This is a genomic window from Natronococcus sp. JC468, from assembly GCF_012163165.1.
Lineage (GTDB): Archaea > Halobacteriota > Halobacteria > Halobacteriales > Natrialbaceae > Natronococcus > Natronococcus jeotgali.
In genome coordinates this window covers 128434-154289 of the sequence record NZ_JAAVUO010000001.1, presented here as the reverse complement: position 1 = coordinate 154289, position 25856 = coordinate 128434, and the positions used below count along the sequence as shown (strand labels likewise).

Here is a 25856-nt window from a genome sequence, read left to right as displayed (position 1 = left end):
GGGCATGGCAGAACGAACGCGGGTCGAGCGCTCCTTTCGGGGCATCTCCGAACGGCTCGCGAGGCGGTACCTGACGAACCTCGGCGGGGAGCGGGTCGACGAGGAGACCGTCTCGGGCGAGGGCTGGACGGCGACGCTCTCCTCCGAGACCGTCGGTATCGGCCCGTCGCTGACGCTGACGGAGGTGACGGTCGTCTTCGAGGGCGACCCCGACGCGCTCGACGGACTGATCGACGACTTCGCCCAGAAGGCGATGCGCGCGGGCGGCTGATGGCGGGGGAGCCGATCGAGGGGCAGATCCTGTTGCTCGCCGCCGCGAAGTCGAGCGTCACGCCGACCCGGCTTCCCGATCTGGTCGACGTCGCCCAGGAGCACCTGGCGGCCGAGCGCGAGCGCTACCGCCGCGAGTACGAGCGGCTGTACGACGACGGCGACCTCGAGGCCTTCGCCGTCGAGACGGGCCACTGGGCGGAGCTGGGCGCCGAACTCGGACTGGGCGACCGCGAGCTGTCGGCGGTCCGTCGGGCCCACGAGGAACAGCTGTTGCGCATCGGCCGACGCACCGACCGCGAGGACGAGTTCGAGACCGCCCTCGAGATCCGCGACCCGGTGGTGATCGGGACCGGGGCCGAGAGCGGGTAGCTCCGGGAGAACCAGTCGGCGAGTTAAGTGGGTCGACGCCGTACCGGTCGGTCATGACCGCGACCGGAGTCGGCGTCGGGCTCGCCGCCGCCCTGTTTCTCGTCGGCGTCGTGCTGGTGATCTGGTGCGTCGAGGTCTTCATCGAGGCGGTCGCCCGGAGCGCGGTCGCGTTCGGGATTTCCGGGTTCTTCCTCGCGGTCGTCCTCGCCGGGATCGACCTCGAGAACGCCGTGCTCGGGCTGACCGCGGCCGGGGTCGCGCTGCCCGATCTCGCCCTGGGGACGGTCTTCGGCGAGGCGCTGTTCGTCCTGACTGTCGCCGTCGGACTCGCGGGCCTGCTCGTCCCGTTCGAGCCGCGGGTCCCGCGGGCGTACCTGGGATTGCTGCTGGCCGTTCCGATCCCGGCGTTCGTGATGTCGCTGGACGGAACGATCGGTCGCACTCAAGGAGCAGTGCTCCTCGCGGCCTTCGTCCCGCTTTTGGCGGCGATCTTCTGGCGCGAGCGTGTGTCGGAGACGGCGTACCTGCTCTCGGGGGAGGTCGCGGAGGTTGTCGACCGGGAGGACCCGCACGCGGCCGATCTCGAGGCCAACGGCGGAGCGGGCGAGCGAGCGCGGGAAGCCGAGGACGGCGGGCTCGAGCTCCCCGACCTCGAGGACCGGAGCGGGCCGTTCGCGCTCGGGGTCGCAGCCCTGGCGACCGTCGGACTGACCGCCGGCTCGCTGCTGACGGTCGTCAGCGCGGAACGGCTCTTCGTCGCGGCCGGAATCTCGGGGCTCGCGTTCGGGGCGACTGTGCTGAGCTTCGTCGCCTCGATCGAGGAACTGGCGCTCACCCTCGAGCCGGTGCGGCGGGGGCAATCCCACCTCGCCGTGGGCAACGTCGTCGGGAGCACGGTCTTCTACCTGACCGCGAACGTCGGGCTGATCGCGCTCGTCCGGCCGATCGACGCCGGCGGGGCGGTGCTGACGGTTCACTGGCCAGCGCTCGCCGCGGGGCTGCTCGTCGTGACGGCGATGCTGGCGCGGGGTCGCGTGACCCGCGCCGGCGGCGCGGCGCTGCTCGGGCTCTACGTCCTCTACTGGATCCTCAACTACGTTTAGCGGCGAGCGGGGACGGCGCCTCAGTCCGTCAGGCGCCGTGGACGGAGTCCTCGAGCGCGCCGACGGCCTCGAGGTGAGACTGGCCGAGGGAGCGTCATATCCTCTCGGTGGCGACGAACTCGACGGTCTGGGTCTCGCCCTCCCCGCTGGCGAAGCTCGACCGAGCGTCGGTGTTGCACGCGGCGGTCTCCCCGCCGCTTGCGAACGTCGGTTACAGCAGGAGCGCGATCACCGCGAGGACGATGAAGATCAACACGAAGATGCGCGCGATCTCCATCGAGACGCCCGCGACGTCACCGGCGCCGACCGCGGCGGCGACGAGCGCGAGGACGAAGAAGACGACCGCCCAGTAGAGCCAGTCGACGCCGCCGAGCTGGAGCGGGACCGCGGTTGCGAGTTCGTGCATGTCAGCCCTTCCCACGGCGGTGCGCATAAACGTCGGTGCCGGCGCGTGCCGATTCGGGTCGGTCGCGCCTCGAGCGGACGGTTCTCACTCCTCGCCGAAGAACGCCCCACAGAGCTTGGCCTCCGCCCCGCGAAGGTGTTCGTGGAAGGTCGGCCGCGAGACGCCCATCGTCTGGGCGAGCTCCTCGCCGGTCGTCGGGCGGGGCCACTCGAAGTAGCCCGCGAGGTACGCGCGCTGTAACGCGGTGAACTGGCGGTCGGTGAGCGACTCCTCGAGCCGGGAGGCGAACTCCTGTCGGGACCGTCCCTCGCTCTCGCGCTGGCGGAAGGAGACGACGTCGGTGCCGTCGTACCGGTCCTCGATCGCCTCGACGACCGAGCGGACGTTCGCCGACCGGGGGATCTCGAGGGCGAGCCGGGCGCCGCCGTCCTCGCTCTCGATCGATCTAGTCCGGACCCCGCGCTCCGAGAGCCAGCCGACCGGGTCGGTGTCGTCGGAGAGTTCGATCAGGCAACTCCCCTCGTGTTCGACTACCACCTCGAGGGCGACGCCGGGGAGTTCGGCCGCGGCCGCCCGGAGCTCCTCGCCGGTCGCCCCCGCTGCCGTGAACAGCGACGCCGTGCCGTCGCCGGTTCGGTGGACCGAGCGGCGGTACTCGAGGCGGGCGTCCGTCGCCGCCGTCAGCGCGACCGGGGCGAAGGACGGGTCCGCGAGTTCGATCTCGACGGCGACGACGGCGTCGGTCGCGAGCGTACGGCTGGTCTCGCGGGCGTTGACGCCGCTGGCGACCGCGCGAGCGAGCGCCGAGAGGATCACCGACTCGCGGTCGTCGATCGCCCGGTCGCGGTCGGTACAGACCGTCAACACGCCGTAATCGATCCCGTTGTATCGCAGCGGGAACGAGGCGTGGGTGGTCTCCCGGTCGCTATCGACGGCGACGGCACCCGTCTCGAGGGCCGCCGGGGCGGTGTGGTCGTCCCCGACCGAGGACGCCTCGACGGAGACGCCGGCCCGTTCCCGGATCTCGATCGCCTCCGTCGCCGGATCTCGCTCGCCGATCCAGGCCCCCTCGTAGGCCTCCTCTGCGGCGATCCGCTCGCAGACCGCGGCCTCGAGCTCCGGGCGGGAGGTCGACCCCGCGACGACGTCGGTGACGTCCTGGATCAACCCCTCGACGCGCTCGAGGATGTACTCTAGCTCCTCGGTCCGGCGCTCGAGCTCGAGTTCGGCCTCCTTGCGGGCGGTGACGTCGTTCTGGAAGCCGACGTAGTGGGTGACCTCGCCCGCGTCGTTGCGAACCGGAGCGATCGTCACCTCGTTCCAGAAGGCGGTCCCGTCCTTGCGGTAGTTCGTGAGCTCGACCGTGACGGGTCGTTCCTCGTCGATCCCCGTGCGCATCTCGGCGACGGCTTCGGGATCGGACGCCTCGCCCTGCAGGATCCGACAGTTTCGACCGACGACGTCCTCGTAGTCGTAGCCCGTGATCTCCTCGTAGGCCTCGTTGATGTAGACCAGCGGGTTGTCCTCCCGGTTCGGATCGGAGATCGTGATCCCGACCGGCGCCTCGTTGATCGCCCGGTCCTTGACCGTTCGATCGCTGGCCGGCGGCTCCTGCTCGCCGAGTCGCTCGAACGCGAGCGTCGCCCCCTCCTCCCCGCGGTGGACCCGCACGTCGTACCCCGCGGTCTCGAGGGGGACGTGTCTCGCCGTTCCGACCGTCGTCTCCGTCAGCGCCGCCTCGATGGGGGCCCAGTGGGACCCGAGAACCGGTTCCGGCTCCCGCGGAAGGGTTCCCTCCGAGAGGTCGAACTCGTGTCGCGCGGCCTCGTTCGCGAACGTGATCGCTCCGTCCGCGACCGCGAGGACGGGGTCGACGAACCACTCGAGGGCGGCCGCAGCGGACGTCCCGCCCTCGGGCTCGTGAGTCTCGCTGACGCTGTCCATATTGAGTCGTACGAAGGCGACCCCTAAGAACCATGTCGTCGGAGCGGCCGAACGTGTAAGCGAGAACGTATAACCGAACCCGTAATGAACGTTATACCGTTCCGTGATAGATGTTGTCATATGTCAGTGTATCAGTCACCCTTCGAACGGCTGCGGGAGAAGTTCGACGACTCGGAGCTGAAGTGTCGACACTGCGGCTACCGCGACGACGGCGGCTGGAACGTCTCGACGAGCGGGGATCGGGTGCAGTACCGGTTCGTCTGCTCGTCGTGCGAGGCCGTCGAAACCAGGGAGATGCGACTCTAGCCCTCGAGTAACGTTCGTCGACTCGAGTCCCGAAAAAGAGCGGCGCCGCCAACTCGACGGGGTCGAGCCTTCCGAACGGGGCATCGTCGGCCCGCTCCCAGACGAACATCGTCGACCCGCTCCCAGACGAAGGCGCTTTAGGTGCCGGAGCGCTTTCCTTTCCCAATGAGTCACCCCACGCCCGACGTCTACGAGCAGGGCAAGGGCATGGACGCCCACAACCAGGTCATGCGCGAGATCCGCTCGCGCAAGGAGGCCAGCTACGACCCCCACGAGCCCACCCGCGTCTGGCTCGACGAGGACAACACCCCCGACGGCGTCAAGCGGAGTCTGACGATCATCTTGAACACCGGCGGCTGTCGGTGGGCCCGCGCCGGCGGCTGTACGATGTGTGGCTACGTCGCCGAGAGCGTCGACGGGGGAAGCGTGAGCCACGAGGCGCTGCTGGATCAGATCGACGTCTGTCTCGACCACGAGGCCGAAAACGGGGACGAGCCCGCCGACCTGATCAAGATCTACACCTCCGGGTCGTTCCTCGACGAGCGCGAGGTCGGCGCCCGCTCGCGGCGGGCGATCGCCGACACGTTCGCCGACCGCGAGCGGATGGTCGTCGAGTCGTTACCCGACTTCGTCGACCGCGAGAAGATCGCCGACTTCACCCGCCACGGCGTGGATACGGACGTCGCGATCGGGCTCGAGACGGCGACCGATCGGGTGCGCCACGACTGCGTGAACAAGTACTTCGACTTCGCGGACTTCGAGGACGCCTGCGCGGAGGCCGCGGCCGCGGACGCGGAGGCCGGCGGTGACGCCGACGCGGGGATCAAGGCCTACCTGCTGATGAAGCCGCCCTTCCTCACCGAGTCCGAAGCGGTCGCAGACATGATCTCCTCGATCGAGCGCTGCGCCGACGTCGAGGGCTGTCACACCGTCTCGATGAACCCCTGTAACGTCCAGCGCTACACCATGGTCGACGACCTCTACTTCGAGGACGGCTACCGGCCGCCGTGGCTCTGGTCGGTCGCACACGTCCTCCGCGAGATGGTCGACGTCGACGCCATCGTCGTCTCCGATCCCGTCGGCCACGGTTCCGATCGCGGTCCGCACAACTGCGGGGAGTGCGACGACCTCGTTCAGAAGGCGATCAAGGACTTCGACCTGCGCCAGGATCCCTCGGTGTTCGAGCAGGTCTCCTGCGAGTGTGAGCGAACCTGGGAAGTCGTGATGGAGCGCGAACGCAGCTTCAACCAGCCGCTGACGCGCTGACTCGCTAGGCCGTCTCGAACCCGCGCAACACGCCCTGTCCGTCCGTCGGGCCGACGTCGGGCAGCGTCGCGCGCTCGGGGTGGGGCATCAACACCGCGACGGTCTCGCGCTCGCCGAGGACGCCCGCGACGTTGTGCTTCGAGCCGTTCGGGTTCGCCGCGGCGCGTGGCTCGCCGTCGGCGTCGCAGTACCGGAACAGCACGCGCCCGTCGTTCTCGAGGGTCTCGAGGCGGTCGTCGTCGATCTCGTAGCGTCCCTCGCCGTGAGCGATGGGCACCTCGATGACCTCGCCTTCCTCGTAGGCGGCCGTCCAGGGCGTGTCCGCGCGCTCGACGCGCAGGTGGACGCGCTCGCACTGGAACCGGGCGCTCTCGTTCGTGGTGAACGCCCCCTCGGTGAGTCCGGACTCGCAGCCGATCTGGGCGCCGTTACAGATTCCCAACACCGGGGTGCCGGCGGCGGCCGCCTCCCGGACCTCGGCCACGATCGGCGAGCGCGCGGCCATCGCGCCCGCTCGCAGGTAGTCGCCGTACGAGAACCCACCCGGGAGGACGACCCCGGTCGCGTCGGCGGGAAGGCCGTCCTCGTGCCAGACGATCTCGGCGTCGATCCCGAGGTGGGCCAGCGCGCGTTCGGCGTCGCGGTCGCAGTTCGAGCCGCCGAATCTGACGATCGAGACCGTCACAGTCGCCACCCCACGGTGTTGCGACCGACGGTCTCGATCGTCGTAATAGAGACGGTCATCTACCGCTCGTCGACCTCCACGTCGTAGTCGTGGATGGTCGGGTTCGCGAGCAGTCGCTCGGCCATCTCGTCGGCCCGCTCCCGGGCGCCGTCTGCGGAGTCCGCCTCGAGGTCGATCTCGAAGCGGTCGGCCGAGCGCAGCGCCTCGAGTTCGAAACCGAGCCGCTCGAGGGCCTGTTTCGTGGTCTCGGCCTCGGGGTCGAGGACGCCGCGTTTGAGTCGAACCGTCACCGTCGCGGTGTAGGCCGTCATTACTCGATACCCCGCATCCGTGATCAAAAACGCTTTCGGCTTTCGTTCGGAATCCACGTTCGTGGATACTCGAGGGTCGGACGCGGGACCTGCGGATGGCGGACGCGGCGCCGACGGATGGGGTCGAGACCGCTGGCGGGCCGAGAGCTTGAGTCCGGAACTGAGAGTATCGGTTCTCCACCCCCTCCCCCCACTGTGTCCAGTGTCTTCGGGGGAAGGGACGGAGGGTCGATTACCGTTCGGCGTCTCGTAGCGTTCGACGACGCCGTCGCTGGTCGATTTGAAGGCCGTTCGGACGATACATTCACCAGATAATTAAAACCCCCTGTTTCTAGAGAACCGTCCGACCTCCACCCCCTCCCCTACCCTCGCCTCGTTTCGAGACACTGGACACAGTGGGGGGAGGGGGATGCGGGACGGCGGGCTGACAAAAGACACACTGGACGCACTGGACGCACTCGACACGGTGGCTTTATGACGGTCGACGGGCGTGCACGAAGTATCGGAATGGGATTGTTTCAGCCAGACACCGAGATCTTCCGGCACCGGGACGCGCTTCGCGAGGACTACCAGCCGGAGGAGATCATCGGTCGCGATCAGGAACTCCAGCAGTACATCTCCGCGCTGCAGCCGGTTATCAACGGCGACCAGCCCGCGAACGTCTTTCTGTACGGAAAAGCTGGCGTCGGCAAGACCGCCTGTACGCGCTATCTCCTCTCGGAACTCAAGGCGGACGCGACGGAGTACGGCGTCGATCTGACGACAGTTCGGACCAACTGCGAGGACCTGAACACCAGCTACCAGGTCGCGATCCAGCTGATCAACGAGCTTCGACCGCCCGACGACCAACTGAAGCCGACGGGGTACCCGCGGCGTCAGGTCAACGAGTGGCTCTGGGAGGAACTCGACGCGATCGGCGGTACTGTCGTCATCGTCCTCGACGAGGTCGATCACATCGAGGACGACTCGCTTCTCTACCAGATCCCGCGAGCCCGCGCGAACGGCAACCTCGAGGAGTCGAAGGTCGGGATCGTCGGCATCTCGAACGACTTCAAGTTCCGCGAGAGCCTGAGTTCGAAGGTGCAGTCGAGCCTCTGCGAGAAGGAGATCCAGTTCCCCGCCTACGACGCCAACGAGCTCCGGGCCATCCTTCGCCGGCGGGCTGAGGTCGCGTTCTACGACGACGTCGTGCCGACCGAGGTGATCGCGAAGTGTGCGGCCTTCGGCGCGAAAGACGCCGGCGACGCCCGCCAGAGTCTCGACCTGCTGATGGAGGCGGGCGACGTCGCCGTCGAGCGAGGGGTCGAGCGGATCACCGAGGCCCACGTCGACGAGGCGCGGGCGTCGCTCGAGCGGAGTCGTATCGTCGACGGCGTTGCGGGGCTTACCCAGCAGGGCCACCTCGTCCTCTACGCGCTGGTGATGCTCCACGAGGAGGGCGAGACGCCGACGCGAGCCCGCGCCATCCAGGACCGCTACGAGATCGTTTGCGACCGGGCCGCGGCCGACTCGCTGGTTCCGCGACGGATGCGGGATCACCTCAACGAGCTCGCGATGCTGGGGATCGCGAGCCGGGTTGAACGGAACAAGGGCGAGGTGGGCGGACGGTACTACGAGTACTCCCTCGATACGAACCCCGACCTGCTGCTCGAGGCGCTCGACGAGACGGTGGACGTAGTGGGAATGACCGAAGCGATCGAAAATCGTCTCGAGCGCGGCGCATGAAAAACCGTCTCGATTGCGGCACATGGAAAACCGTCTCGAGCGCAGTGTATGAAAAACCGTCTCGAGCGCGGCGCATGATCGATCCGCGTGCCGATCTCGGGCCGAATCGGCCCGAACCGTCGATCGGTCCCGAACGCGCGCTCGTCCGCTCGCTCGAGCTCGGACACTGGACGCAATGGGGAGGGAGGGAGCGTTCGAGATCGCTCGCGAACGGGTCGGGAGACACTGGACACCGCGGGGGCGGACCGGATTCGAACCGCTCGAGGCCGGACCCGAAGCACTGAACGCGATTTCCCCCGACACCGGACGCGGTACGATTTCCCAGGACACTGGACGTGGTGGGGTGTGTGCCTCGTTCTCGAGGACACCGGACGAAGTGGGGGGCGCCGGACGGGACCCTGACGTATCGATCGTCGACGATACTCAGGCGTCGGGTAGCGTCACGAAAAACGTCGATCCCTCGCCGGGCTCGGACTCGACCTCGACGGTGCCGCCGTGGCGCTCGGCGATGCGCCGACAGAGCGCGAGCCCGATCCCGGTCCCCTCGTACTCCTCGCGGCTGTGGAGCCGATCGAAGACGTCGAAGATCCGGTCTTGATCCTCCGGATCGATCCCGATCCCGTTGTCGCTGACCGCGACGATCCACTCGCCGTCGCTCTCCTCGGCCTCGACGCGGATCCGCGGAGGCTCCTCGCCCGAGTACTTGATCGCGTTCTCGAGCAGGTTCTGGAACAGGCGCCGGAGCTGGCTTCGATCGCCCTCGATCGTCGGCAGCGACTCGACCGTGAGCTCGCCGCCCTCGTCGTCGATCGCCACCTGAAGATCCGCGCTGACCTCCTCGAGAACCGTCTCGAGGTCGACGGGCGCGAACGGATCGCCCCGGGTCTCGACCCGGGAGTACTCGAGCAATCCCTCGATCATGTCCCGCATCCGCTCGGCGCCGTCGACGGCGAACTCGATGAACTCTCGGCCGTCGTCGTCGAGTTCGTCCTCGTAGCGGCGCTCGATCAGGCCGAGGTAGCTCGTAATCATCCGCAGCGGTTCCTGAAGGTCGTGGCTGACCGCGTAGGCGAACTGCTGGAGGCGCTCGTTGGACTCCTCGACGCGCCGTTCGTTCAGCTTGCGCTCGGTGATGTTCCAGTGGGAGACGATCGCGTACGGCTTGCCCTCGTAGGTCGTCCGCTTGACGCGCAGCTGAAACCACCGCTCGGAGTCCGGCGAGTGACAGGGGTACTCGAGCGTGAACCGTTCGCGCTCGCCCTCGAGCACCGCCCGGATTCCCTCGACCGTTCGATCGGCATACCGACTGTCGTTGTCCGCACAGCCCTCGAGGTAGTTGTCCCCGACGCTATCGACCGGCGGCTGGAGCTCGTTCTCCTCGGCGAAGGACTTCCACGCCTCGTTGGTGCCCAGGATCGTCCCCTCGCCGTCCAGAACCGCAATGTTCGGCGTGAGATTGTCGAGGACGTGCGACCCGAGCCCCTCGGATATCTCCATACGAACGAATCCGGCTGCGGGTGTAAATGCCGTTCGATCGTTCCGCTCTCCCGCCGAGACGACCGGGCACGGTCCGCGCCGGCGAGACCGGTCGCGAAGGACAACGCTCATGAGACCCGATACGAAACGGACGGCCGAGAGTAATGACCCTCGCCACAACCGGAGGACTCATCGCGGGCGTCGTCCCCTTCGGGATCACGACCGTGGTGATCGCGATGCTGGGGATATTCATGACCGCGATGGTGTTGCTCGCCGTCGCACCGCTGATCTCCGAGAACTGGACCGCACAGCTCGGCACCCCCTCGAGGAGCGACCGCGCGACCGTCGAGACCAACGAAGCCGATTGACCGCCGCGGAGGACTCGAGTTCGCGGCACCGAGGCCCGAGTTCGCAACGTCGGAGCTCGAGCCCGCGACGTCGGGAACCGCGTTCGGACTCGTCGTCCGTCCGACCACGGAGCCTTCGGCGCCCTACCGTTCGAGCCCGTCGTACCGGTCCCGGACCAGGTGAGCGATGCCGCGGTCCTCGAGGACGTCCATCGGCGCGAGCATATCGAGCTGGACGACGCCGGGCAGCCGACCGATCTGGACGCCGCCGGTGAACGTACACCGCGAGCGGACCTCGCCCTCGCTCATCTCGAGCAGCTTGCCGGCGCGGTCGAAGGCGTTCTCCGTCGCGTCGTTGATCGTCGCGCCCGTCCCGACGACCTGAATCGGGCCCATCTTCTCGAGCAGGTCGACGCCGTGGTCGTCGGCCAGGCCGCGTCCCGCCTCGATCTCGTCGTCGCTGTACGGTTTGCTGATGAACGGCAGGTCCTCCTCGTTGGGCAGGAGGATCGGGCCGTCGATCTCGAGACCCTTGATCACCTCGACGTCCATCTCGACCGTGCCGCTGACGTCGGTCGTGTGCAAGGAGAGTTCGCCGTCGCCCTGGTTGGCGTGGAGGTCGCCGACGTAGACGCCTGCGCCGTCGACCTTGACGGGGCAGATCAGCGTCGCGCCTGCCCGAACCTCGGGGATGTCCATGTGGCCGTCGGTGCGGGCCTCGAGGTCGGCCTCGCTCTCGAGCCCCCAGTCGTGGTCGGTCTCGAGCAGGAACTGGCCGAAGTCGCCCGCGTTGTGGGAATCGGGTAGCTCCACGGACGGCGTCGTCCCGACGTTGCCGACGAATGGTCTGAGCCGACCGAGCGTGCCCGGCATCTCCCCGGGCGCGTACAGCAGGATCGGGTGCTGCCGGGAGTTCTCGGGGATGTCCATCAGCTCCGCGGCGTCCTCGGCGAGGTCGTGTGCCGCGTCCTCGTCGACCGTGATCCCCACCGTGCGATCCTCGTCGAAGACGACGGTGTAGCCGTACTCGAAGCCGAAGGAGGAGGCGTTGGCGCCACACTCCGCACAGCGGATCGCGCCCTCGCCGGTGCCCTCGACGATCGATTCGGGCCACTCCGTCCCGCACTCCGGACAGCGGTGGTCGACGAACGGATCGTCGCCGAACGCCTCGGTTCGCTCGCGCATCGAGCCCGTACTCGTCGCAACGCTCGTCACCTCGACGTCGCGGATCGTCAGCGCGACGGCGTCGCCGACCTCGGCGTTCTCGACGCGGATCGGTCTGGTCACCTCGTGGCCGCCCCGGAACTCCGGCGTGATCATCGGCCCCCAACAGCCCGGCGGCGTGTACGTCTCGATCCGTCCGCCGTCGGCGACGGTGCCCGCCCACTCCTGGTCGGGGCCGACGAGCCCGAGCGTGTACTGGTCGACCGACAGCTCCTGTTGGACCTCTCGCTGTGCCATGAGTGTACGTATCTCATCGGAGCACATAAACGCCGCAGTGGCACGCGCGTCAGTACCCCCGAATCGACGGCCCTCGGCGTGACGATGGGGTCCGCCGACGCCGCCCTCGAGTCGCCGTTCGTCGACGGCGGGGGCGTCCGTCGAGTGCTTGCATCTGAGGGCCGAACCCCGATACCGCTCACCGTGTAACCCTCGTCCATGCAGGAAAACGAGTTCTACAGGCTCGTACAGGAGGCGAGTCACCTCGAGACGATCGATCGCGCGCAGGTCGCCACCGAGGCCGTCCTCAAGACGCTGGGCGAGGCCGTGACGGGCGGCGAGGCCGAGGACGTCGCCGCCCAGCTCCCCTCGGAGCTGGCCTCGATCGTCGAGGACGCCGATCACGACGGCACCGGGTACGACCGCGAGGAGTTCGTCGAACGCGTCAGCGAACACCTCCAGGGAACGGACGTCGAGGACGCCGACGCCGAGCAGTTCGCCGACGGAGTTACCGACGCCATCGCGGCCACGCTCACGCAGGGCGAGCTCCAGGACCTGAAGGCCCAGCTCGACGGCGACCTCCACCCGCTGTTCGAGGGCGTGGCGGTCGACCCGAGCGACGTCTAACGGTGATTGGGCCGGCCGATACCGCCGCAACGGGATCGTTCAAGTAACTGCATCCTATTTTGGGGATCGATGGCTGGTTCGAACGACGAGGGCGCGCCGGCGTGTCAGGCCTGCGAGGACCCGGTGACAGAAAACGGCGAGCGTCGGGTCGTAAGCGTCGTCGAGAACGGCGAGGCGGTCCACTACGAGTTCTGCAGCGTCGACTGTCGCGAGGCCTGGGGCGGGGCGCCGAACTAGTTCGCCGGCGGCTCGGGCTCGGTCTCTCGGTCGGCGTCCTCGCTTTCTGCGTCCGTCGCATCGTCGACGGCGTCGACGATTCCGTCGATCGGTCGGTCCGGCGTGAGCTCGTCCACCTCGTCGGGAAGTCCCAGCTGGTAGTCGTGTTCGCCCTCGCGGACGCTCGTCCGGCCGCGGTGGACCGAGACGTCGCCGTTCAGGTGGAGCCGAACCGCCTCGAGTAAGGCGTCGGCCTCGAGGGGCTGGCCGCGGCGTTTGATGTCTGCGAGGTCGGCGTCGTCGGGGACGTCGAACGCGCGCTGGGTGATGATCGGCCCCTGGTCGAGGTCGGTGGTCACGTAGTGGGCGGTGACGCCCGCGACGCGAACCCCCTCCTCGAGGGCCTGGCGGTAGGCCTCGGCGCCGGGGAAGGCGGGCAGCAGCGAGGGGTGGACGTTGATGATGCGGTCCTCGTAGCGAAAGACCACGTTCGGTCCGAGGATCCGCATGTACCGCGCGAGGACGATCAGGTCGACGTCGTACTCCGCCAGCACCTCGAGCAGCCGCTCCTCGTTTTGCTGGCCGTTCTCGTCGCCGACGTCGTGGAACGGAATCCCGTAGCGCTCGGCGAGGGGCTCGAGGTCGTTGTGGTTGCCGATGACCACGCCGATGTCGGCGCCGAGCTCGTCGTTCGTCCAGGCCTCGAACAGCGCCTCGAGGCAGTGGCTCTCGCTGGTTCCGAGCACCGCGATCCGCTGGGTCTCGCGGTCGGCGGGGAACCGGACCTGCACGTCGAGCCCGAGGTCCTCGCCGAGTTCGTGGAGATCCGCCCGGAGCGTCGCCTCGGTACAGACCATCTCCGCGGTGTCGACGGCGAGGGTCATCCGGAAGACGCCGTCCCGAACCGCCTGGTCTACGTCCTCGATGTTGGCTCCGCGCTCGAAGAGGAGGCTGGTCACGCGGGCGACCAGTCCGGTGTCGTCGTCTCCGATCACGGTGATCTCGGTCAGGTCGGTCGTCATCGCGGCCACCTCCGCTCGAGCGGTCGTCGAGTCATCGGTATCGGTTCCAGTTTCCGACCGGCTAAAAGCGCCGCGACTCGTCGTTCGTGATCGTTGCTGTCAGTTGTGTCGAGGACGGACGGTCGTCGACGACTGGCGCTCGAGCGCGGTCGCACCGATGTCGATCGCGCTCGTCGCTCCGGGTCGTCAGCCTGCTCGCGAGGACCGCGTCTTCGGTCGAGTTCGAAAGCGAAAAACGGCGTCTACAGCCCCTGCACCGAGCCGATCGCGCTCGAGAGCGGCGGCGCGTCGAAGACGTCCAGCCCGGTGTAGGTGTTGGTGCCGGCGCAGTACATGTTTCGAGCGGTCTTCAGGACGCGGTCGTCGAGCGGTTTCGGCTCGATATCACAGAGCGATTTCCAGTCGGCAATATCCTCCTGTTTCGCCCGGGCCTTCGCGGCCTCGACGGCCTGGACCCACTCGGGCTGGGTTCGCTTGTGGTACTGGCGAAGCACCTCCTTCGAGAGCTGGGTCGCCCCGTAGCTGAAGCGGTTCTCGTCGAACGTGCCGACGACGTCGGCGACACCGATATCGCCCTCGTAGTAGAGACACTCGATCTTGCCGTCCTGGTGGACCAGTTCGGTCTCGGCGGCCTGCTCGGTGATGACCGCGTTGACCTCGAGGGCCAGCTCCTCGAGCTCGTCGAGGTCGGCCTTGCCGGCGATCGCGTCGGCCTCCTCGCAGTCGAGCTGGCGGTCGGTCTCCTCGTACTTCGTGGTGAACTCGACGATCGGTTCCTCGAGGTCGACGGGTTCGTCGGGCCACGCCTCGAACTCGAGGCCGTGGTCGGCGGGCTCGGTGCGCCGACGCAGGCTCGAGCCGACGGGCACCCGGTTGCGAAAGACGATCTCGAGGGGGATCAGGTAGTTCTCGCCCGCGGCCTCGTGGTAGCTGTCGTAGTCGTACTCCAGGCCCTCGTTGGGCAGGTCGGGCACCTGGGTCAGGTCGATCGCCATCTGCCAGGGCGGACGGGAAGCCTCCTCGAGCGAGCACACCTCGCCGTTCTCGACGATGCCGCGGTAGTGGGTCGGGATCCCCGCGTCCTCGAGCAGCTCGAAGTTAAAGGCGCCCATCGTACAGAGGCTGGCGCCCTTGTCGGGGATCTGGTCGGGCATCTTCCCCCAGTCGAACACCGAGTAGTCGTCGGTAAAGACGAACGAGCCCGTTCCGAGGCTGTCGGCGGTGGCCTCCTCCTGGACGTGAAACTCCTTGACGCTCGTCATCCGAGACACCTCTGGGCAGCCGGGCGGCCGCGGTTCATGTATTAGTTGCGGAGGCCGGACGGTAAGAAGGTTTCAGTATCCGGCCGGCTCGGGGCGATCGGAGCCGAACCGCCACGGTTCTCTCGGCGCGGTCGCTCCCCGGGACCACCACCCTTTTCTCGCTGTACGGGCATCGATACGTCGATGGAGCGACCGGTGACCGAGGACGACCTCACGTTCGATCACGTTCCCGAGACCGACCAGTCCTTCGAGAACGCCCTCGCGAAGGCCCGCGACGGCGACCGCCTCTCGGTCGACGACGCGATCGAACTGCTGACGACGGGCACGGACAGCGAGGGGATCGACCGCCGACGCAAGGAGCGGGTGCTCGAGGCCGCCGACCGCCGCCGGGCCGAGGACGTCGGCGAGGAGGTCACCTTCGTCGCGAATCTGAACAACAACGTCACCACCGCCTGCAACGTGGGCTGTCTGTTCTGTAACTTCAAGGACGCCGCCCACACCTTCGAGAGCGAGTACGAAGCCGAGACGGCCGGGTTCACGAAGACGCCCGCCGACTCCCGCGAGATCGTTTCCGACGCGGTCGAACGGGGCATCTACGAGGTCACCTCCGTCTCCGGGCTCCACCCCGCGTTCGCGCTCGACGACGAACACCTCGAGATCCTCCGGGCGCATCCCGAACCCAAGGAAGTCAACTTCAAACCGCCCGAGCGGTACGAGACCGATCCCGGCACTTACGTCGACCAGCTCGCGGCGATGAGCGTCGACGGCGTCCACGTCCACTCGATGACTCCCGAGGAGGCCTACCACGCCCGCCGCGGGACCGACTGGTCCTACGAGGAGGTCTACCGCCGGCTGCACGAGGCCGGCCTCGATACCGTCCCCGGCACGGCCGCCGAGATCCTCGTCGACGAGGTCCGGGAGGTGATCTGCCCGGGCAAGATCGGCACCGACGGCTGGCTCGAGGCGATGGAGGCCGCCGCCGACGTCGGCCTCGGACTCACCGCGACGATCATGTACGGCCACGTCGAGAACGAGGCCCACCGCGCGATGCACCTGAAACGGGTCCGCGACCTGCAAGAGCGCGTCGACGGCGCGATCACGGAGTTCGTCCCCCTCTCCTTTATCCACCAGAACACCCCCCTCTTCGAGCACGACGTCGTCTCCGGCGGCGCGAGCACCGACGAGGACGAACTCCTGATCGCCGTCTCGAGACTGTTCCTCGACAACATCGACCATATCCAGTCCTCGTGGGTCAAGTACGGCGACCAGCAGGGCCTGAAGATGCTCTCCTGCGGCGCCGACGACTTCATGGGAACGATCCTCTCCGAGGAGATCACCAAGCGCGCGGGCGGCGAGTACGGCGAGTTCCGCTCGTTCGCCGACTACGTCGATCTGATCGAATCGATCGGTCGCGTTCCGGTCGAGCGCTCGACCGACTACGAGCAGCGGCGGATCGTCGACGGCGACGAGTCGCCGATCGGTCCCGAACTGGGGCCGAAGGCGGACGGCACGCCGCTGCTCACCCGAGACGAGCGGACGGTTCCCGCCGACGACTGATACGGATCGTCGTAACGTTTCACCGGCGATCACATAGACGGTACAGCGATCACGGCAAAGAATTACGACGGACCGCATGACCGCTCGAGAGCGTCGCGTACGCTTTTGGGTTCGCCGCGCGTGCTAACAGACGTGAATCACCTCGTTCCGTCCGGCGACGACGCCTGGCACCTGCCGAACCACGCCCACCTCGTCGTCTACGAGCCCGCGGACGGGCGCGGACTGCTCACTATCTACGACTGCGGAGCGACCCAGGGGCCGCCGAAGGCCCAGCTTCTGGGAACACTCGAGACCGTCGCGGCCGACGCCGCGACCGAACCGACCCCGACCGGTCGCGTCGTGAGTCTGCGCGAGGCGGCGACGCTCGAGCGGATCGGCGAGGATCGCTACCGGATCGCCTGATCTCACTTCGCGCCGCGGGCGACCCTCGGTTCCTCGCCCTCGCGCTCCTCGAGTTCCACCGACGGCTCCTCACCCGCCGTGCGGGCGACCGCGAGCGCGAGCGCGGCGACGCCGATCAGGACGATCGTACCGCCGAGGACGGAGACGAGCGAGAACCCGCCCGCGAAGAGGCTGCCGACGAGGATCGCTGCGCCGACGGCGAGGGCGAGAAGCGGTGCGCCGAACGCGATCGTGTCACTGTGCATACGACAAGTACGGCTCGAGAGAGCATATACCCCTCTCCGTCCGATCGGGTGCCTGTCACGTCTCGAGCCCGACGATCGGCCGATCCACACTCTGGTGCCACCATCGTGACGCGTACGAAGGAACCGGCGACTCCATCTCGACGCCCCCGTTGGCGAGCGGTCCGTGGCGCCGCCGGGAGCGGTCTTCTCCGGCGCCGACGGTTCCGGAGAGCGACGGAACGCTACTCGAGCGCCGTTCCCCGAAGCACGCGCCGATACCGCTGGCCCGTCGCGTCGTCGGCCTCGAGCGCCGCCCGGATCGTCGGCGAGATCCACTCGCGGTCGGCGTCCTCGTTCCGGCGGCCCGTCGCCCCCGCGGTTCCGTCGGCCGCCGCGCCGTCGAACCCCTCCGTTCGCAGGTCGCTGGGAAGGAATCGCTCGTAGACGGGCAGGCGCTCGTACAGCGGGATGCCCGCGTCGTCGGCGATCTCCTCGAGTTCGCGCAGGGCGGGCCAGCTGTAGTCGGGGTTGATGTGGTCGTCGGTGATCGGCGAGACCCCGCCCAGGTCGTCGACCCCGCAGTCGATCAGCTCGCGGGCCGGGGCGAGGTTAGGCGGTACCTGCACCGAGATTTCGTCAGGTAGGGCGACGCGGGCCATCGCCGTGGCTCGGCGCATCGTCTCGAGGGAGGGACTCCCGTCGGACCAGCGCTCGTTCTCGGCGACGGGCTGGACGATCACCTCTTGGACGTGGTCGTACCGCTCGTGCAGTTCCTGGATCGCGAGCAGGCTCTCCGCGCGGTCGCGCCAGTCCTCGCCGATTCCGACGAGGATCCCCGTCGTAAAGGCGACATCGAGTTTCCCGGCGTTCTCGATGGTTTGCAGGCGCTGGCCCGGTTCCTTCCGTCGGGGACCCGCGTGGGCGCCGACCTCGGCCGTCGTCTCGAGCATCACGCCCATGCTGGCGTTGACGTCCGCCACTGTCTCCATCTGCTCGAGCGTCTGGTCGCCCGGATTCGAGTGGGGGAGCAGGCCCTCCTCGAGGGCGACCTCGCAGGCCGCCCGCAGGTAGTCGTGGATCGAGTCGTACCCCCACGCCTCGAGCTGGGCGTGGATCTCGGCGTAGCGGTCGTCGGGGTCGTCGCCGAAGGTAAACAGCGCCTCCGTGCAGCCGGCGTCGGCGCCGCGTTCGCAGATTTCCCGGACCTCCTCGAGGGAGAGCAGCGAGGCCTCGCCGGGCGGGTCGAAGTACGTACAGTAGGTGCAGGTGTACCGACACGCCGTCGTCAGCGGGACGAAGACGTTCCGCGCGAAGGTCAGCTCCCGCGGCGCGGCGACGTCCTCGGGGGTAACCGCGAGCAGTCGCTCGACGGCCGCGTCGTCGATCTCGAGGGCGACGCCGTACTCGCTCGCGCCGGGGATCATCACCCGAAACTGTCGGTCCCGAGTACATAAGCACTTCACGTTGCCGCGGCCCGATCCGAGCCGGCCGTCAGTTCGAGGCCGCGTTCCCGGCTCGAGCGACGCCGACGCGTCCGCTCTCCGCGTCGAGCTCGAACCCCAGTTCCCGGAGGACGGCGGGGGCGCGGTCGGTGCCGTGGACGAGCACCTCGACGAGGTCGGCGGGCTCGTCGACGTCGGTCCCGAGCCGGAAGGAGTCGACGACCGCGAGGTCGGCCCCGATCTCGGCGGCGATCTCGCGGTGGTCGAGGAAGGAGCCGCCGTGGTAGTCCACCCAAAACTCGGGGTGGCGAACGACGAGGGCGTTGGTCCCCGCGCCGCGGCCGGGGGCGATCGCGACGTCCCCCGCGGCGGCGAACAGGTCCTCGAGCGCGTCGGGGGTCGCCAGCGCGAGGTCGGCCATCACGACGGCGACGGGGTCGTCCCCCCGGGCGGTCGGCAGTCGTGCGTTGACGGCCGGGGAGAGCGGGCGGTCGTCGACGACGACTCTCGCTCGCGGCGTCTCGAACGCCAGCGGCGCCGTCGAGAGGATCGTCGGCTCGCCGCCGGCGGCGTCGACCGCGGCCACGACGTCGCGCAGCATCGCCCGGGCGAACGCCGTCCGCTCGTCGGCCGAGAGGACGCTCTCGAGGCGGGTTTTGGGCGCGTCGGCGGCGAACGGAACGAGGACGCGCATTCGGCTACCGTTGCCCGCACGCGCCCAAAAGCGCGTCGGAGCCCGGCGGGGGGTCGTGATCGTGCCGAGGTCGGTCGCCCGGTTCTCGCGCCGTCGCTTCCCTCAGTTCGCCGTCGGCGCCTCGACCTCGAGCCCGAGGTGCTCCCGGAGCGTCCTCAGGTCCTCGAGTTCGACGCCGAAGGCGGTGACGTCGTTGTCCGCGAGGGTGTTGTCCATCTCGAGCGAGCGGGCCTGGTCGGGGCCGAAGGGGATGAACGGAACCGACTTCGCGGCCGTCAGCCCGAGCTTCGCGAGCTCCATCGGAATCGGGACGACGGTGACCGACTTCCCCTCGGCCTCGTAGGCCAGTTCGGTGACGTCGGCCAGCGTCGCGACCTGCGGGCCCGCGAACTCGTAGGTCTCGCCGACGCAGGCGTCGTCCTCGAGGACGTCGGCGAGCATCGGGACGAGATCCCCGATCCAGATCGGCTGGAACCGGGTCCTTCCGCCCCCGGGCAGTCCCGTCACGTACGGCGTCGTCAGCTCCTTCGTAAAGTCGACGAACTCGCCGCCCTCGCCGAAGACGACCGATGGACGGACGATCGTCCACTCGAGGTCGGACTCCCGGACGACCGTTTCGGCCTCGCCTTTCGCGCGGATGTACTCGGTCGCGCCGTCGGGGTCGGCCCCGAGCGCGCTCATCTGGAGGAACCGGTCGACGCCCCGTTCCTCGCAGGCCCGCACGAGGTTCTCGGTGCCGCGGAGGTGAACCTCCCGGTGGCTGGTCCCCTCCGGGGGCTCGTACAGCGGCGACAGCGAGACGAGGTTGACGACGGCGTCGTGGCCGTCGACTTCCTCGACGATCGAGTCGTAGGCGCTGGCGTCGCCCATCGCCTGGTCGATCCCCGGCGGGAGGTCGGCGTCGTCGGGGCTCCGCGAGAGTGCGGTCACGTCGTGGCCTCGCTCGTGGAGTTCCGTACAGAGGTGCGTTCCGATGAAACCCGTTCCGCCGGCGACGAGAACGTTCATACCACCACTAGGTCTCTCGACGGGCAAATAGGGGACGGCGACACTGTAAGGGTCGCCGGCCTCGCGGGTTCGTCAGAGCCATGTGTCCGCCCCGGCCAGTTCGAGTATGCTCGTGACCCTCGAGGGACTGGACGGGAGCGGGAAGACGACGGTCTGGGAGGCCTTGCGGGACGGCTACCCCGACGCGACGTTCACGACCGAACCCACCTCCGGCGAGACGGGGTCGTGGTACGGCGAGGCCGTCTACCGCTCGATCGCCGACGAGGACGCCGACCCGCTGGCCGAACTCTTCCTGTACACCGCCGACCACGCCGACCACCTCACGCGGGTGATCGAACCCGCCCTCGAGCGCGGCGACCTCGTCATCTCGGATCGCTACTCGGACTCCCGGTACGCCTACCAGGGGGCGACGCTGGCCGCGGACGGTCGGATCACCCGTCCCCTCGAGTACGTCGTCGGGATCCACAGCGCCTTTTCGATCGAGCCCGACCTGACGATCTACCTCGATATCGATCCGGAGACGGCCGCGGCTCGGGCGGGAGCGACCAACAAATTCGAGCGCGCCGAGTATCTCTCGAGGGTGCGGGACAACTACGAGCGCCTGATCGAGCGCGACCCCGACCGGTTCGTCCGGATCGACGCCACCCAGTCGCCGGAGGTCGTCCTCGAGCGCGTCGAGGACGCCCTCGAGAACCGGCTCGACGCCCGCGACGAGGACTGACAGCCTGCGGGAGCCGGGGACGGTATCGTCGCGGACGTCTCGGCCACCACAATCGCTTTCAGCGTCCCCTTCGAGGGAACGCGCATGCACCGCGTGATCGGCGAAACGTCCCTCGAGGAGAGTCGCGTCTCCGTCGAGGAGGCCCTCGAGATCTACCGCGACGTGGTTCGTGCGCGTCGGTTCGACGAGCGGGCGCTGGCCCTGCAACGGCGCGGCTGGATGAGCGGCTACCCGCCCTACAGGGGGCAGGAGGGCTCCCAGGTCGGGGCCGCACATGCCCTCGCGACCGAGGACTGGCTCGTGCCGACGTACCGATCGAACGCGATGCAACTCGCCCGCGGAGTTCCGATGAGCGACGTCCTGTTGTTCCGTCGCGGGTACCCCGAGTACGCCTCCGACCACGACCTGAACGTCTTTCCCCAGGCAGTGCCGATCGCGACCCAGATCCCCCACGCCGCGGGGCTGGGGATGGCCGCGAACTACGGCGACTCCGAGGAGGCGATCTGCTGTTATCTCGGCGACGGCGCCACGAGCGAGGGCGACTTCCACGAGGGGCTGAACTTCGCCGGCGTCTTCGAGGCGCCCGTCGTCTTCTTCTGTGAGAACAACGGGTGGGCGATCTCGACGCCCAGAGAGCGCCAGACCGCCAGCGACACCATCGCGCGGAAGGCCGAGGCCTACGGCTTCGAGGGGGTTCGGGTCGACGGCAACGACCCCCTCGCCGTGCGGGAGCTGGTCGCGGCCGCCCTCGAGCGCGCCCGCGAGGGCCGCCCCGTCCTCGTCGAGAGCCTGACCTACCGCCAGGGCGCCCACACGACCAGCGACGACCCCTCGCAGTACCGCGACGAGCCCGCGGAGCTGCCCGACTGGCGCACGGCCGACCCCCTCGAGCGCTACGGCTCGTTCCTCCGCGAGGAGGGGGTCCTCGACGACGACGCCGTCGCGGAGATCGAGGACGAGGTCGAGGCGGAACTCGAGGCGGCCGTCGAGATAGCCGAGTCGACGCCCGAACCCGAGCCGGGGGAGGTGTTCGACCCGGTCTACGCGGAGCCGACGCCCCGGCTCGCCGAGCAGCGGGCGCGTCTCGAGGAATTCGCCGCCCGCGAGGACGGACGCGACCTCGAGCGTTGAACCCGCGGCGTGACGGTCCCGGCGTGAGGGCGATCGGCTCCGCGGATCGCGGTCAGTCCATCGCGATGTAGGTCTTCGTGTCGGTCACGCCCTCGAGACCCTGCACGTCCGAGGAGACGGCCTTGAGGATCTCGTAGACCTCCTCGGTGTCGACCTCGGCGATGATGTCGTAGTTGCCCGCGACGATGTGGGCCTCGGCGACCGACCCGAGCCCCCGGATCGACTCGAGCAACCCCTCGGACTTTCCGGCGGCCGTCTTCACCATGATGAAGGCGTGAACCATCTCTCGCCGGTGTGGTACTCCGTGCCACGACTAAAGCCTTGCGTCGGCACCCGCCCGAGTGGTATGGGTAACCAGGGCAAACTTATTGGCGGGGGCGGGCGTACCCTCCGCTCATGCGGTTCGTGATCATCGGCGCCGGACGGGTCGGCCTGCGCACAGCGCGTGTCTTGCGCGAGGAGGGACACGAGGTGACCGTTATCGAGCGCGACGAGGCGACGGCACGGCGCGCTCGGAACGAGGAGTTTTCGGTCGTCGAGGGCGACGGCTCCCGCGAGACGGTCCTCGAGGAGGCCGGCGTCGGCGAGGCCGACGCGGTGGGCGCGCTGACAGGCGACATGAACGTCAACTTCACGGCCTGTATGATCGCCAAACACCACGGCTGTCGGACGGTCATGCGCATCGACGAGGCCTACCGTGAGGGGATCTACCGCAAGTACGCCGAGGAGGTCGACGAGATCGTCTACCCCGAGCGACTGGGCGCGATCGGCGCGAAAAACGCCCTGCTGGGCGGGACGATCCGGGCGATCGCCGACGTCGCCCCGAACCTTCAGATCGTCGAGCTCACCTTCACCGACGAGGCGCCGATCAACGGCTACTCGATCAGCGAGCTCGAGCTGCCGGCCGACGCGACCGTCATCGCGTTCGGCAAGCGCGACCGCCCGCTGGGGATCCCCTCCGAGGACGAGTCCCTCGAGACCGGCGATCGGGTCGTCGTGCTGGCGGATTACGAGGTGTTGAGCGAGGTCAGACAGCTGATCGTCGGCGAGCCGGCGACTCGCGCGGCGGCGAACGCGGGCGCGGGAGGTGTCAACTGATGGTTACGGCGTACGTCATGATCAAGGCGAACACGGGCGAGGCGGACCGACTCAAAAACAGCGTGCAGTCGATCGAGGGCGTCGAGGCGGCCCACATCGTCGCAGGCGACGTCGACATCATCGCGAAGGCGGCCGTCGACACTCCCGCCGCGGTCAAGAAGATCGCGGCGACGGAGATCCAGGGAATCAACGGCGTCGAGGACACCCAGACCTACATCGCGATGGATTGACGGCGCCGCGGCCGAACCGGCGCCGTCGGCTCTCCTCGCGGCGTTCGAGCGCAGCGTCGATCCCGCGCTCGCCGCGTCGCCGACGCTACATCGGCGTTCCGCCGCGCTCGCCGTCCTCCGCGGCCTCTCGGCCACGACTCTGGGCGTTCTCGAGCAGCGTCGCCGCGGGCCCGCGGTACTCGTAGCCGGGGATCAGCCCCTGGGCGTAGGTGCCCTCGACGTACTCGACCAGGGCCTTGGCGTCCGCGACGCCCTCGGCTGCGTCCCGGGCGACGTACTCCAGTGTTACCCGCACCGTCTCGCCGTCGCGGTCGACGGTCGGCTCCTCGCGGGCGTTCGTGTGCGCGACGGTGAAGGCGTCCGCGAGTCGCCGCTCGAGGGTCTCGAACCAGCCGTCCTCGACGACCTGGGCGACCGTCTCGTCGGCGACCGCCGCGTCCAGCGCGGGCAGCGAGACGGTAACGCGGAACCGTCCGTCGCCGTCGCCCTCCGCGTCGCTCGCGGTCGCCGTCGCCTCGAACACCGTCGTCGTCAGCTCGTAGCCGTCCTCGCTCTCGGCGAAAGCGTCGTGTCCCTCGAACTCGCGCTCGACGGATCGGGGAAGCTCACTCATTACCGACACGAACGGGTCTGGGCCGAAAGGGCGTTGCGCTTCGCGCGGGTCGGCGGCGGTTCGCTCGAGCGGTCGGCTCGGCGGTATCGAACCGGAAGCGGTCGCTTCGACCGCTCCCCGGGGCCGTAGCGTGGGGTTCTCGTCCCTCGAGGTTCCCGTCGCGGACTCGTCGCTCACGCGTCGGGGTCGGCGTCGTCCGCGATCGACTCGAGGAACCGACGACCGACGCGGTTCCGAATCCGGTCGACGAGCGCGGCCTCGTCCTGGGTCGCGTTGGCGACGTCGCCGAGGGGCAGCTTTCCCCCGGCCATGTCGTCGTGGCCGCCGACGTCGCCCCGATCGCCGAACAGGCGGGTGAGCGACGCGCCGAGATCGAGCTCCCGTCTGGTGGTTCGACCGCTAATGTGGATCTCGTCTCCGACGATACCGCTGACGAAGACGGTATCGACGCCGTCGACGTTGAGGAGGAGGTCGGCCCCCTGCGCGAGCGCGACCCTGTTCTCGAGGCGACCGATACAGGAGACCAGACAGGAGCCGCGCCGGGTCCGGTTGCGGATCACGTCGCCGAACGCGTCGACGCTGTCGGGCAGAAACGAGACGCCGTAGAGCTCGCGGAGCCGCTCCCCGTCCGCGCGCTCGTGGAGGGAGGCGGCGACCGCGTACTCCCGATCGGTCGGCTGGCGGTAGAAATCGAGCCGTTCGCGGTGGATACCGAACAGCAGCGCCGAGGCGATCCGCGGCGTGAACTCGATCCCCGACTCCAGGAAGTACTCGGCAAGGATCGTCGCCGTCGCGCCGTAGGACTCGCGAACGTCGACCGCGTCGGCCGGGATCGCCCCCTCCGAGGGGTGGTGATCGATCACGATGTCGATGGGTGTCTCCGCGGGAACCGAGTTGTGCTCGCCGGGGACGGAGTGGTCGACGAACGCGACCAGGTCGTTGGCCGCGAGCCTCGCGTCGCCGTAGCGACGGGGCGTGACGTCGAACAGTTCGACGAAGGCGCGGTTCTGCTGGTGGACGATCGACCCGCCGTACAGGATGTCGACGGTCTCGACCCCGCAGGTCCTCGCGAGCGACTCGAGCGCGATCGCCGACGCCAGCGAGTCCGGGTCCGGATCGTCGTGACAGACCACGGTGAGCGACGAGGCCGATCGCAGCCGGGTGAGCACCGCGGCGGCGTTCGACATACCCGGGAGTTGGCGCTACGGCAGTGTTAACAATTGTCGTCTGCTCGGTGAGAGTCACGGTGAGCGGGACCCGGCGAGACGTCGCCACAGGCGACCGAGAGATCCTGAAGTATTTAGGAACCATCGACGATTCGTTCGCTATGGGCGGAACCTCCGGTGGGAAACGGTCGACAACCCTCGGTGAGGACCTCGACGAGACGACCGCGGCGATCATGGATGCGGTCTACCGAGCGCTGTCGCGAAACGGGTACCCGGCGACGACGATGTCCGAGATCGCCGCGGAGTTCGAGAAGAGCAAGTCCCTGCTGTACTACCACTACGACAGCAAGGAGGAGATCCTGAACGACTTCTTCGCCCACCTCTGTGAGCATCTCGAGACGACGCTGGTCGAGGACCGCTACGACGACCCCCGCGAGCAGCTGCTGGCGCTGATCGACCGGCTGCTCCCCGCGGAGATGGACGACGAGGAACTCCGGTTCCGCCGGGCGTTTTTCGAGATCCGTTCGCAGGCCCCACACAACCAGTCCTATCACGAGCAGATCGAGCGCTCCGACGAGATCGTCCTCGAGGCGCTGACCGAGACGATCCGCCGCGGGGTCGAGGAGGGGCGGTTCGTCGACGTCGATCCGGAGCGGGAAGCCGAGTTGCTCTTCTCGACGAGCTACGGAATCATGGAGCGGGGCGTCACCCTCGAGGACCGAGGGATCATCGAACGGAACAGGGCGACGCTGCGCGACCGCATCGACCGCTGGCTGCTCGAGGAGGAGTGAC

General features: G+C 68.4%; 31 protein-coding genes. 16 read left to right on the top strand and 15 right to left on the bottom strand.

Annotated features, from left to right (window positions below; translation table 11 throughout):
- The first annotated feature begins 4 nt into the window (after window positions 1–4).
- The 3 genes from GWG54_RS00865 to GWG54_RS00855 are packed head-to-tail and all read left to right on the top strand — an operon-like array spanning window position 5 to window position 1745.
- Window positions 5–271 (top strand): hypothetical protein, encoded by a 267-nt coding sequence (locus tag GWG54_RS00865; protein ID WP_008427342.1) that lies wholly within the window; start codon window positions 5–7, stop codon window positions 269–271.
- Window positions 271–642, top strand: a complete 372-nt coding sequence (locus tag GWG54_RS00860) for a hypothetical protein (RefSeq protein ID WP_167935974.1) — start codon at window positions 271–273, stop codon at window positions 640–642. The genes GWG54_RS00865 and GWG54_RS00860 overlap by 1 nt, the downstream gene beginning before the upstream one ends.
- Before the next feature lie 53 nt (window positions 643–695).
- Entirely contained in the window at window positions 696–1745 is a 1050-nt protein-coding gene (locus tag GWG54_RS00855; protein ID WP_167935973.1) for a sodium:calcium antiporter, read from the top strand.
- Window positions 1746–1956: 211 nt separating this feature from the next.
- On the opposite strand, the gene GWG54_RS00850 is transcribed toward GWG54_RS00855, so the two are convergent.
- A complete protein-coding gene (locus tag GWG54_RS00850; RefSeq protein WP_167935972.1) occupies window positions 1957–2151 on the bottom strand; it encodes a DUF1328 family protein in 195 nt (64 codons plus the stop codon).
- Window positions 2152–2235: 84 nt separating this feature from the next.
- Complete coding sequence (locus GWG54_RS00845) at window positions 2236–4095, bottom strand: bacterio-opsin activator domain-containing protein (protein WP_167935971.1); 1860 nt, start codon at window positions 4093–4095, stop codon at window positions 2236–2238.
- Window positions 4096–4215: 120 nt separating this feature from the next.
- Here GWG54_RS00845 and GWG54_RS00840 point away from each other — a divergent pair, with 120 nt between their 5' ends.
- Window positions 4216–4401 (top strand): HVO_0649 family zinc finger protein, encoded by a 186-nt coding sequence (locus GWG54_RS00840; protein WP_167935970.1) that lies wholly within the window; start codon window positions 4216–4218, stop codon window positions 4399–4401.
- A 165-nt stretch (window positions 4402–4566) separates the two neighbouring features.
- Window positions 4567–5667, top strand: a complete 1101-nt coding sequence (locus GWG54_RS00835; protein WP_167935969.1) for an archaeosine biosynthesis radical SAM protein RaSEA — start codon at window positions 4567–4569, stop codon at window positions 5665–5667.
- 4 nt (window positions 5668–5671) lie between these two features.
- Here GWG54_RS00835 and purQ read toward each other — a convergent pair whose 3' ends face one another.
- On the bottom strand, window positions 5672–6352 hold the full coding sequence (gene purQ / locus GWG54_RS00830; protein WP_167935968.1) for a phosphoribosylformylglycinamidine synthase I: 681 nt from the start codon (window positions 6350–6352) through the stop codon (window positions 5672–5674).
- A 59-nt stretch (window positions 6353–6411) separates the two neighbouring features.
- Window positions 6412–6663 carry a phosphoribosylformylglycinamidine synthase subunit PurS gene (gene purS / locus GWG54_RS00825; RefSeq protein WP_005554115.1) on the bottom strand — a complete coding sequence of 84 codons (252 nt, stop codon included), beginning with the start codon at window positions 6661–6663 and terminating at the stop codon, window positions 6412–6414.
- 507 nt (window positions 6664–7170) lie between these two features.
- On the opposite strand from purS, the gene GWG54_RS00820 reads away from it, so the two are divergent.
- Window positions 7171–8388: an orc1/cdc6 family replication initiation protein gene (locus tag GWG54_RS00820; protein ID WP_167935967.1), complete on the top strand. Its 1218-nt coding sequence runs from the start codon at window positions 7171–7173 to the stop codon at window positions 8386–8388.
- Window positions 8389–8811: 423 nt separating this feature from the next.
- Here the strand turns inward: GWG54_RS00820 and GWG54_RS00815 are convergent, their stop codons facing one another.
- Window positions 8812–9885 carry an ATP-binding protein gene (locus GWG54_RS00815; protein ID WP_167935966.1) on the bottom strand — a complete coding sequence of 358 codons (1074 nt, stop codon included), beginning with the start codon at window positions 9883–9885 and terminating at the stop codon, window positions 8812–8814.
- A gap of 143 nt (window positions 9886–10028) precedes the next feature.
- Here GWG54_RS00815 and GWG54_RS00810 point away from each other — a divergent pair, with 143 nt between their 5' ends.
- Window positions 10029–10232, top strand: coding sequence for a hypothetical protein (locus tag GWG54_RS00810; RefSeq protein WP_167935965.1), 204 nt, complete (start codon window positions 10029–10031; stop codon window positions 10230–10232).
- Between the two features lie 123 nt (window positions 10233–10355).
- Here GWG54_RS00810 and GWG54_RS00805 read toward each other — a convergent pair whose 3' ends face one another.
- On the bottom strand, window positions 10356–11672 hold the full coding sequence (locus GWG54_RS00805) for an acetamidase/formamidase family protein (RefSeq protein WP_167935964.1): 1317 nt from the start codon (window positions 11670–11672) through the stop codon (window positions 10356–10358).
- Between the two features lie 198 nt (window positions 11673–11870).
- On the opposite strand from GWG54_RS00805, the gene GWG54_RS00800 reads away from it, so the two are divergent.
- Complete coding sequence (locus GWG54_RS00800) at window positions 11871–12278, top strand: DUF2267 domain-containing protein (protein WP_167935963.1); 408 nt, start codon at window positions 11871–11873, stop codon at window positions 12276–12278.
- A 69-nt stretch (window positions 12279–12347) separates the two neighbouring features.
- Window positions 12348–12515, top strand: coding sequence for a hypothetical protein (locus tag GWG54_RS00795; protein WP_167935962.1), 168 nt, complete (start codon window positions 12348–12350; stop codon window positions 12513–12515).
- On the opposite strand, the gene GWG54_RS00790 is transcribed toward GWG54_RS00795, so the two are convergent.
- Together GWG54_RS00790 and GWG54_RS00785 are read right to left on the bottom strand one after the other, a co-directional pair.
- Window positions 12512–13516, bottom strand: coding sequence for a formyltetrahydrofolate deformylase (locus tag GWG54_RS00790; protein WP_167935961.1), 1005 nt, complete (start codon window positions 13514–13516; stop codon window positions 12512–12514). The two genes, GWG54_RS00795 and GWG54_RS00790, sit on opposite strands and share 4 nt — an antisense overlap.
- A gap of 242 nt (window positions 13517–13758) precedes the next feature.
- On the bottom strand, window positions 13759–14778 hold the full coding sequence (locus GWG54_RS00785) for a phosphoribosylaminoimidazolesuccinocarboxamide synthase (RefSeq protein WP_167935960.1): 1020 nt from the start codon (window positions 14776–14778) through the stop codon (window positions 13759–13761).
- A 183-nt stretch (window positions 14779–14961) separates the two neighbouring features.
- On the opposite strand from GWG54_RS00785, the gene cofH reads away from it, so the two are divergent.
- Window positions 14962–16335, top strand: coding sequence for a 7,8-didemethyl-8-hydroxy-5-deazariboflavin synthase subunit CofH (gene cofH, locus GWG54_RS00780; RefSeq protein ID WP_167935959.1), 1374 nt, complete (start codon window positions 14962–14964; stop codon window positions 16333–16335).
- Window positions 16336–16467: 132 nt separating this feature from the next.
- Entirely contained in the window at window positions 16468–16737 is a 270-nt protein-coding gene (locus GWG54_RS00775) for a hypothetical protein (protein ID WP_167935958.1), read from the top strand.
- A gap of 2 nt (window positions 16738–16739) precedes the next feature.
- Here the strand turns inward: GWG54_RS00775 and GWG54_RS00770 are convergent, their stop codons facing one another.
- The 4 genes from GWG54_RS00770 to GWG54_RS00755 form a co-directional block, all read right to left on the bottom strand.
- Window positions 16740–16982, bottom strand: coding sequence for a hypothetical protein (locus GWG54_RS00770; protein ID WP_167935957.1), 243 nt, complete (start codon window positions 16980–16982; stop codon window positions 16740–16742).
- A 221-nt stretch (window positions 16983–17203) separates the two neighbouring features.
- A complete protein-coding gene (cofG, locus tag GWG54_RS00765; protein ID WP_167935956.1) occupies window positions 17204–18385 on the bottom strand; it encodes a 7,8-didemethyl-8-hydroxy-5-deazariboflavin synthase subunit CofG in 1182 nt (393 codons plus the stop codon).
- Between the two features lie 67 nt (window positions 18386–18452).
- The gene (cofC, locus tag GWG54_RS00760; RefSeq protein WP_167935955.1) at window positions 18453–19097 is read right to left on the bottom strand and encodes a 2-phospho-L-lactate guanylyltransferase; all 645 of its coding nucleotides are present in this window, start codon (window positions 19095–19097) and stop codon (window positions 18453–18455) included.
- Between the two features lie 102 nt (window positions 19098–19199).
- Window positions 19200–20105, bottom strand: coding sequence for a complex I NDUFA9 subunit family protein (locus GWG54_RS00755; protein WP_167935954.1), 906 nt, complete (start codon window positions 20103–20105; stop codon window positions 19200–19202).
- Between the two features lie 106 nt (window positions 20106–20211).
- On the opposite strand from GWG54_RS00755, the gene tmk reads away from it, so the two are divergent.
- Both tmk and GWG54_RS00745 read left to right on the top strand, forming a co-directional pair.
- Window positions 20212–20826, top strand: coding sequence for a dTMP kinase (gene tmk / locus GWG54_RS00750; RefSeq protein WP_167935953.1), 615 nt, complete (start codon window positions 20212–20214; stop codon window positions 20824–20826).
- A gap of 84 nt (window positions 20827–20910) precedes the next feature.
- Window positions 20911–21957, top strand: coding sequence for a thiamine pyrophosphate-dependent dehydrogenase E1 component subunit alpha (locus GWG54_RS00745; protein WP_167935952.1), 1047 nt, complete (start codon window positions 20911–20913; stop codon window positions 21955–21957).
- Between the two features lie 52 nt (window positions 21958–22009).
- On the opposite strand, the gene GWG54_RS00740 is transcribed toward GWG54_RS00745, so the two are convergent.
- Window positions 22010–22240, bottom strand: a complete 231-nt coding sequence (locus tag GWG54_RS00740; protein WP_008427392.1) for an Lrp/AsnC family transcriptional regulator — start codon at window positions 22238–22240, stop codon at window positions 22010–22012.
- A 113-nt stretch (window positions 22241–22353) separates the two neighbouring features.
- On the opposite strand from GWG54_RS00740, the gene GWG54_RS00735 reads away from it, so the two are divergent.
- Entirely contained in the window at window positions 22354–23055 is a 702-nt protein-coding gene (locus GWG54_RS00735; RefSeq protein ID WP_167935951.1) for a TrkA family potassium uptake protein, read from the top strand.
- A complete protein-coding gene (locus GWG54_RS00730; protein ID WP_008427396.1) occupies window positions 23055–23285 on the top strand; it encodes an Lrp/AsnC family transcriptional regulator in 231 nt (76 codons plus the stop codon). The genes GWG54_RS00735 and GWG54_RS00730 overlap by 1 nt, the downstream gene beginning before the upstream one ends.
- A gap of 85 nt (window positions 23286–23370) precedes the next feature.
- Here the strand turns inward: GWG54_RS00730 and GWG54_RS00725 are convergent, their stop codons facing one another.
- On the bottom strand, window positions 23371–23898 hold the full coding sequence (locus GWG54_RS00725) for a DUF5813 family protein (RefSeq protein ID WP_167935950.1): 528 nt from the start codon (window positions 23896–23898) through the stop codon (window positions 23371–23373).
- Between the two features lie 173 nt (window positions 23899–24071).
- Complete coding sequence (locus GWG54_RS00720) at window positions 24072–25085, bottom strand: bifunctional oligoribonuclease/PAP phosphatase NrnA (RefSeq protein ID WP_167935949.1); 1014 nt, start codon at window positions 25083–25085, stop codon at window positions 24072–24074.
- 140 nt (window positions 25086–25225) lie between these two features.
- On the opposite strand from GWG54_RS00720, the gene GWG54_RS00715 reads away from it, so the two are divergent.
- Window positions 25226–25855, top strand: coding sequence for a TetR/AcrR family transcriptional regulator (locus tag GWG54_RS00715; RefSeq protein ID WP_167935948.1), 630 nt, complete (start codon window positions 25226–25228; stop codon window positions 25853–25855).
- Window position 25856 lies beyond the last annotated feature (1 nt).